This is a genomic window from Halorubrum sp. AJ67, assembly GCF_000513435.1.
Genome location: NZ_CBVY010000005.1, coordinates 98,977 through 105,633, shown reverse-complemented (window position 1 = coordinate 105,633; position 6,657 = coordinate 98,977). Strand labels below are relative to the sequence as shown.

The window sequence follows — 6,657 nt, the reverse complement described above, 5'->3', positions numbered from 1 at the left end:
CCCGCGGCCGACGGTCACGGTGAGGTTGCCCGCCTCGTCGGCACAGAATCCGCCGGCAACGCTTCCGCTGATGTCGGCGGTCACCTCGTCCGGCGTCGACAGCTGAAGTGGACCGCCGACCGTCGCGCCGCCGCCCATGGAGAAGGCGATCTCGCCGTCGGTGTCGATACCGAAGTAGTCACCGACGCTCCCGCGATGGGTGATATCGACCGCACTGTCCGTCCGGATGTCGACGGCACCGCCGACCTCGATCCCGCCGCCGATCCGCTCGGAGACTTCTCCGGTGGTGTCGATCACGACGCTACAGTCGGTGCCGCCCCACGGCGGGAACTCCGCGTCCGTACAACCCGACGGCGTGCGCGGCGCGCACACGCCCCGATCCGGGACCGTACAGCTCACGTTGACGGACCGGGTGAGATCGACCGACTGGTCCGCTCCGGTCACGGTGACCGCGACCTCGACGGTCGTGTCGCGGCTGGTCTCACACGACAGGTCGGCCTCGACGACGCCGGACTCACCCGGAGCCAACCCGATCGGCGTCCGCAGCGAGTTCGGGTCGACCGGCCCGTCGGACCCGCCGACCACCTCGGCGTCGATCGACTCGATCGGTTGACCGAACTGGTTCGTCAGTTCCAACAACGTGATCGTCTCGCCGTCGGTCCCGGAGCGGTCCTCGGTGTCGACGCCGAGCAGCGCCGTATCGTCGCCCGCGGTGTCGACGCCGATCGAACGGTCGCCGGAAACTGAGTCAAACGCGCCGGTCGTGTACGCGCCGGTCGCGCTGGCGGTCCCGACACCCAGAAGCAGTAGAACGGAGCGGCGGCTTATCCCACCGCCCGACCGGCTTCGGCTCCGGCTACGTTTTCGTGCCATATGTTGAATCCTCGGACCGACGTCGTTCGTCGCGTCACCGATCGCCTCGGCGTCCTCCGGACCGCACGCGTGACGATCGGAACGCCAGCCGGCGGACAGGGTGGAATAGTCGCTCTACGTAGGACTTCGAGTTCCACGCACTTCGTATTGGTGCCCTTGAACGTCGAGATTCTACCCGAACGAGTCGTCCGCGTCCCCGGAGCCGGATCATGGCGGGCGCTCGAACTGGTCGAGTCGGTTCCGGCGGATCTGTACCACGTGCGCGACCGAGGAGACGAGGAACGCGACGAGTACGAGCCCCGCCCAGCCGAGTTCGGGAACCGTCTCTGTGGGGACAAAACCCACCCAGACGCCGCCGAGGACGACGCCCGCCAGCAGCGACAGCCCGAGGTAGTAGACGCCCCACGAGATCGACTGCGGGGGGACGATATCGAGGTAGACGTCGAGCCCCTTCGCGTCGCTCGTAAGCGACACCTCGTCGCCGTCGTACTCGACGAGTCCAGCGTTTTCGAGGCGATCGAGGTGCGTCTGCTGGAGCGAGGTGTACACGCGCTTGCGTTCCGAGGACGTGATCTCCGGAACCGTCTTATCGTGTTCCCACGCGGTGACCTGTTCGGCGAGCTCCGAGAGGGTGACCGGCTCCTCGGTCTGTTTACAGTAGTGGAGGACGTACCGCCGGCGGTGGCTGCTCAGGAGGTCGTAGAGTTCGTCTTTTTCGGGAGCGTCGTACTTCTCTTGGCCCGTGAGCGACATCATTCGACCCGTCGCCGCGGCGGTCCGACGGCGACGCCGAGCCGTGTCCGACGCGCCGGTCCGGTAGTCGAGCGCTCCGGGACCCCGCACCGACGACGTATCATACAACCCAGTCACTCGGGTCGGTGATATTTAAGATAATCGTAACTTCTTCACGGCCATCGGGCGCGATTCCGCTGTTCGACGTCAGAAGCCGAGAATCTCCGAGAGCCCCTCCGGTTCGGTGATCGAGGTCGCGGACGCCTCCTCGACGAGTGACCGGTACTCCTCAATATGATCGTTTATCGTCGTGCCGTCAGCCTCCTCAACGGCCGCGACCGCGGCGGCCTGTCCCACGTCCGTCGCCTCGATCTGGGTCTGGACCTCCGCGAGCGTCCGCTCACAGATCGCGGCAGGATCAGGAGAGTCATCGCTGTCGCCATCATCGCCGTTGCCGTCGTCGCCATCGGACGTGTTCGTACCGGAGCCGTCGGAGTCGGCGGCGGGATCAAGCTCGGCGGCGGCCTCCACGGCGGCTTCGAGATCGGTCGCCGCGCTCCGGAAGCCCGTCCGGGCCGTCTCGAACTCGTCGACCGCCGTCTGGTACTGCTCCTCGTTGAAGAGGGAGATCGCTCGGTTGCGCGTCGAGATCCCGTCGTTGCGCCCCTCGATACCGGCTTCGTATCGGTCGAGGACCTCGCGCCGTCGGTCCTGCTGTGCCAGTTCGTCGCCGCCGCCGACGCCGGGGACCTCGATCCCGACACCCTGACAGCCGGCGAGCCCGGTAGTCGCGGCGACGGCGGCGGCGAGCGTAGCGCGGCGTGAGTACATTCGCGTATTTATTTGATAACATCACACATAAAATCGGCCGTCGATCGGCTTCAAGCCGAGCTTTCTCCGGATTCAGGCCGAATCTGCGTCGTTTCAAGCTCCCTACTATTAAGTGGACCCTCCCCGTTCTCTCGCGTAGGTGGATATTTGATGCCAAAGCGACGCAGCATGCTGTTCGGTCTCGGGGCACTGGCGATGGGAAGCGGTGCGGCGTTCTCGTCCGCGGCGTTCCAAAACTCCGTGTCTTCAGATGCGGATCTTCGGGTGGTCGTCGAGCAGAACCTCACAATTGGACCGGGTAGTGCGTTCGACAACATTGGGGAGGGAGGCAAGTTCACGGATAATCCGAATCTCTTCAATGGGCAAGACCTCGACGAGAGGGATAGTGGTGCGTTCGACGAAGATACTGTACCGCCGCTCGCGTACGTAGATGGGGAAAACGAGGACCTCGACGTGAGGATGGCCGTTCCGCTCAACGATACGACCACATTCGAGAATATACTGGAAATCGACGGTCCTGTCGACGAGACCGTGAATGTCGGAATCGCCTACGATCGGTTCCCGGACGATGGTGACAGAAATCAGTATGGTGAAGATATCACCCTCGCCGGCGGGAGTCTGAGTCCGGAGATCGCGCGGCAGGCGTATCAGTTTACTGTTAATGATGACGAAAGCCAAGGCGGAACTCGAATTTCGCCTAATAACAATGCAGAAGGGGTAGGTACCGATGAAACGGTCAAGCAAGCGTATGACAGGCCCGCAGACGTCGTTACTGTAGGCCCTGGAGAGACCGTCAGTCTCGACCTCGATATCGACACGCAATATTACTACGAGGCTATCAGGGGCGCAGCCGACATCGCTCCGAAGCAATTCGGTTTCCAGCGTGACACTGTACAGCTCATCGACGGATTCACCGTTGGTACCATGACCGGAGATAACCTTTAGACACGGGTTCGATTTCCGTCTTTACTGGACACCGAAGAAACGATCACACGGTTCGTGGCTGACAGAGAATTTGGTCGGGCTAGATTCGCTCGTGTTTAGTGAGAGAAATGATAGTAAACCTGTGGCGCTGTGTGATTCCGGCATTTTTGAAGATTCTTTTACCGTCGTTTCGCGATGTGTCGCGAAATGAACTGAAGATATTTGCCGTCGACACCTCGATCGGATTGTGAATATTTCTAGGGCAGTAAGTTTATGTATTCTGAAATAATTGCTTATCATGGTAGAATATGTCACGACACCGGCGAGACCACCGAAGAAGAGATTCGGACACGCAGGAGTCTCGCCGACCGACATCGATGAACTCAAACGTTCCGCAAGCACCGACGAGACAGGAATCCGGCGACGGACCCAAGACGATCACCCGTGATTCGAACCGTAGATATCTGTCACATAGCGAGTTAGGAGATACCGACAGCCACGGCCGCATCTCCCTCTCAGTGTCGGGCATGGCCGTCCTACTCGCGACCAAGTTCGCGGACGCGCTCACGACGGGCGTCGGCCTCGCGTACGTGCCGGCCGTCTACGAGGTGAATCCGATCGCGCGACCCGTCTTCGAGGGGCTCGGGATCACCGACGGACTTCTCTTCAGTTCGATCGCCGTCATTGTCGTGATCGTCACCGTGACTGAGATCGCAGCGCTCGCGATCGCGCGACGGCGGCGGGACGGCCATCTCGCACCGGTGGTCCGCGCCGTCGGCTACGGGCTGCCGTCGCTGCTGTTCGCCGCCGTCGCGGTCCGCAACGCCGCCGTGTTGGTGGAGGCGGTCGAGCCCCTCGGTCCGCTGTAGCGCTCGCCGTTCAGATGGTCTTTTGTACTCGGCGACCGCACGCAGCCGTATGGACGACCACTCCCACGAGCCGGACCCGGACAAGCGCGTGACTGCCCCGATGCAGGCGTTCGGGGGCCGAGAGGTCGGCATCGGCGCGGCCGTCACGCTCGTCGGACTGCTGCTCGCGTACGCCGTTCCGTTCCTCGCCACGTTCTGAGCCGGAGGCGACCGATGACCGACGACCGACCCGACGCCGCGACAGCACCCGAACCGCCCCGCGACGCGGTCAATGACCCTGTGTGCGCCGTCGGCATCGGGCCGGGCGACCCGGAGTATCTCACCCGACGCGGAGCGAGAGCGCTGCGCGAGGCCGACGTCGTCGTCGGCTTCGAGACCGTCGTCGAGTACGTGAGCGACGAAACCGACGCCGACCTGCTGACCTGCGGATACGACGACGAGGCGGCGACGCTCGACCGGTTCGCCGACCGGGTCCGGGCCGGAGCCCGCGGCATCGCCGTGTTGATGGGCGACCCGAACCACTCCGGCTACCAGTTCGTCGGGAAGGTGGAACGCGCGATCGACGAGCCGGTGCGGGTGATCCCGGGCGTCTCGTCGCTACAGGTCGCCGCGAGTCGCGCACGGACGCCGATGGAGGACGCCGCGTTCGTCACCCTCCACAAGCGGGGAGCGATCGACGCCGACCTCGACCGGCTCGGCGACGCGGTCGGCGACAGACACCTGCTCGTCCTGCCGCGCCCGTTCGACTGGATGCCAGGAGATATCGCCGCGCACCTGATCGACGCCGGCGGTGGCCCCGGACTCGACGCGCTCGTCTTCGAACGGCTCACCCACCCGGACGAGGCGGTGACTCGGACGACGCTCGGCGAGTTGCGCGAGTCGGCGGGCGGAACGGGCCGCGATTCGATCCCGTTCTCCGACCTGTCCGTGCTCGTCGTGCGGACCGGGTGAGGTTCGTACTTCGGGGTTTCGACCGGAAAGAGGACGCTTAGGGGCCCTACCGCGGGTACCACGCGAGCGGGTGGTCGGCGGTGAGTTCGAGGGTGACTGACTCGTCGAGGTCGAACTCCTCGACGTGGTTGTGGAGGCAGTGGACCGCCTCGCCGGAGTCGAGTTCGACGCGATAGACGAACGAGGGGCCGACGTACTGCCGCGAGGTGACGACGCCGTCGGCGAGTTCGGGGCTCGCGGGCGTCGCGCGGAGGTCGTCGGGACGCACGAGCACGTCGACGGGCGCGCCGTCGTAGACGGTGTCGTACCCCTCCAGCGTCACGGCGTCGAAGCGACCGATCCCGGTCTTGACCTTCCCGTCGCGGAGCTCGCCTTCGAGGAACGACGCCCGGCCGAGGAAGGAGGCGACGAACTTCGACTCCGGGCGCTCGAAGACGGACTCGGGACGGCCGACCTGCTCGATTTTTCCGTCGTTCATGACGGCGACGCGGTCGGAGATGGACAGCGCCTCTTCCTGGTCGTGAGTCACTGAGATGGCGGTGACGCCGGCCGCCTTCAGTATGCGGCGGACCTCCTCGCGCATCTCCACCCGAAGGCGGACATCGAGGTTCGAGAACGGCTCGTCTAAGAGCAGCACCTCCGGTTCGGGAGCGAGCGAACGCGCGAGCGCGACGCGCTGTTTCTGGCCGCCCGAGAGCTGGTCGGGCGTCTTCTCGCCGTGATCGGTCATCTCGACGAGTTCGAGCAGTTCGTCGACGCGCGCCTCGCTCTCTGGAGCGTCGGCGTCGGTCAGCCCGAACGCGATGTTCTCGCGGACGGAGAGGTGCGGGAAGAGCGCGAAGTTCTGGAAGACGATACCGACGTCGCGCCGCTCCGGCGGGACGAACGAGCCGTCGCCGGCGACCACGTCGCCGTCGAGCGAGATTCGGCCCTCGGTCGGCTCCTCGAGTCCCGCGATGGTGCGGAGCGTCGTCGTCTTGCCGCAGCCGGAGGGTCCGAGGAACGTCAGCAGCTCGCCGGACTGAACGTCGAGCGAGACGTCGTCGACGGCGGTCTCCGGGCCGAACGCCTTCGTGACACCCGACAGCGACAACACCGGATCCGCGGAGGCGGCGTTCGCGTCGTCGGAAGCGGAGTCCGCCCGATGATCGACCGACCGATCGTCCGATCCCTCGGTCGCCGCGTCGTCCGACTCGGCCGAGCGCGTCGTCCCGACTGATTCAGTGGATGCCATCGATGAGGGGCGGGCACCGGGCGACCGGCGTCCCGCGGTTGCCGTCACATACTTTAGGAGTACCTAAAAGCGTATCGCTCGCTCTCGCGCCGTCGAAATCGGTAGATTCGATGCCGGGTCTTTCTCGGAGACGACGGCGCTCGACCGCGCCGCGACCGCTTAGGCCAGCTCTCGGTCGATCACGTCGCGGTGATCGCGGACCGCGTCGGCCGAGAGCGCGACCGACTCGTCGCCCACCGCGAG

The 6,657-nt window shown here is 64.9% G+C and carries 7 protein-coding genes and 1 pseudogene; 4 read left to right on the top strand and 4 right to left on the bottom strand.

What is annotated here, in order from left to right; genetic code table 11:
- The 3 genes and pseudogenes from BN903_RS17305 to BN903_RS06680 all read right to left on the bottom strand — a co-directional run.
- A pseudogene (locus BN903_RS17305) lies at window positions 1-873 on the bottom strand (hypothetical protein); the annotation flags it as partial.
- 207 nt (window positions 874-1,080) lie between these two features.
- Entirely contained in the window at window positions 1,081-1,626 is a 546-nt protein-coding gene (locus BN903_RS06685; RefSeq protein ID WP_048077091.1) for a hypothetical protein, read from the bottom strand.
- A 186-nt stretch (window positions 1,627-1,812) separates the two neighbouring features.
- Window positions 1,813-2,436, bottom strand: a complete 624-nt coding sequence (locus BN903_RS06680) for a hypothetical protein (RefSeq protein ID WP_048077001.1) — start codon at window positions 2,434-2,436, stop codon at window positions 1,813-1,815.
- A 150-nt stretch (window positions 2,437-2,586) separates the two neighbouring features.
- On the opposite strand from BN903_RS06680, the gene BN903_RS06675 reads away from it, so the two are divergent.
- The 4 genes from BN903_RS06675 (at window position 2,587) to BN903_RS06665 (ending at window position 5,180) form a co-directional block, all read left to right on the top strand.
- On the top strand, window positions 2,587-3,381 hold the full coding sequence (locus tag BN903_RS06675) for a hypothetical protein (protein ID WP_154018065.1): 795 nt from the start codon (window positions 2,587-2,589) through the stop codon (window positions 3,379-3,381).
- A gap of 356 nt (window positions 3,382-3,737) precedes the next feature.
- The gene (locus tag BN903_RS06670; protein ID WP_154018064.1) at window positions 3,738-4,229 is read left to right on the top strand and encodes a hypothetical protein; all 492 of its coding nucleotides are present in this window, start codon (window positions 3,738-3,740) and stop codon (window positions 4,227-4,229) included.
- Between the two features lie 49 nt (window positions 4,230-4,278).
- Window positions 4,279-4,428 carry a hypothetical protein gene (locus BN903_RS17300; RefSeq protein WP_195155733.1) on the top strand — a complete coding sequence of 50 codons (150 nt, stop codon included), beginning with the start codon at window positions 4,279-4,281 and terminating at the stop codon, window positions 4,426-4,428.
- Window positions 4,429-4,442: 14 nt separating this feature from the next.
- Window positions 4,443-5,180 carry a cobalt-precorrin-7 (C(5))-methyltransferase gene (locus BN903_RS06665; RefSeq protein WP_048076998.1) on the top strand — a complete coding sequence of 246 codons (738 nt, stop codon included), beginning with the start codon at window positions 4,443-4,445 and terminating at the stop codon, window positions 5,178-5,180.
- A 46-nt stretch (window positions 5,181-5,226) separates the two neighbouring features.
- Here the strand turns inward: BN903_RS06665 and BN903_RS06660 are convergent, their stop codons facing one another.
- Complete coding sequence (locus tag BN903_RS06660) at window positions 5,227-6,414, bottom strand: ABC transporter ATP-binding protein (RefSeq protein ID WP_048076997.1); 1,188 nt, start codon at window positions 6,412-6,414, stop codon at window positions 5,227-5,229.
- Between the last annotated feature and the right edge of the window lie 243 nt (window positions 6,415-6,657).

Coding starts and splice junctions, on each gene's coding strand:
- BN903_RS17300 (WP_195155733.1), top strand. CDS start 4,279: ATGGACGACCACTCCCACGAGCCGGACCCGGACAAGCGCGTGACTGCC.
- BN903_RS06685 (WP_048077091.1), bottom strand. CDS start 1,626: ATGTCGCTCACGGGCCAAGAGAAGTACGACGCTCCCGAAAAAGACGAA.
- BN903_RS06670 (WP_154018064.1), top strand. CDS start 3,738: ATGAACTCAAACGTTCCGCAAGCACCGACGAGACAGGAATCCGGCGAC.
- BN903_RS06680 (WP_048077001.1), bottom strand. CDS start 2,436: ATGTACTCACGCCGCGCTACGCTCGCCGCCGCCGTCGCCGCGACTACC.
- BN903_RS06660 (WP_048076997.1), bottom strand. CDS start 6,414: ATGGCATCCACTGAATCAGTCGGGACGACGCGCTCGGCCGAGTCGGAC.
- BN903_RS06675 (WP_154018065.1), top strand. CDS start 2,587: ATGCCAAAGCGACGCAGCATGCTGTTCGGTCTCGGGGCACTGGCGATG.
- BN903_RS06665 (WP_048076998.1), top strand. CDS start 4,443: ATGACCGACGACCGACCCGACGCCGCGACAGCACCCGAACCGCCCCGC.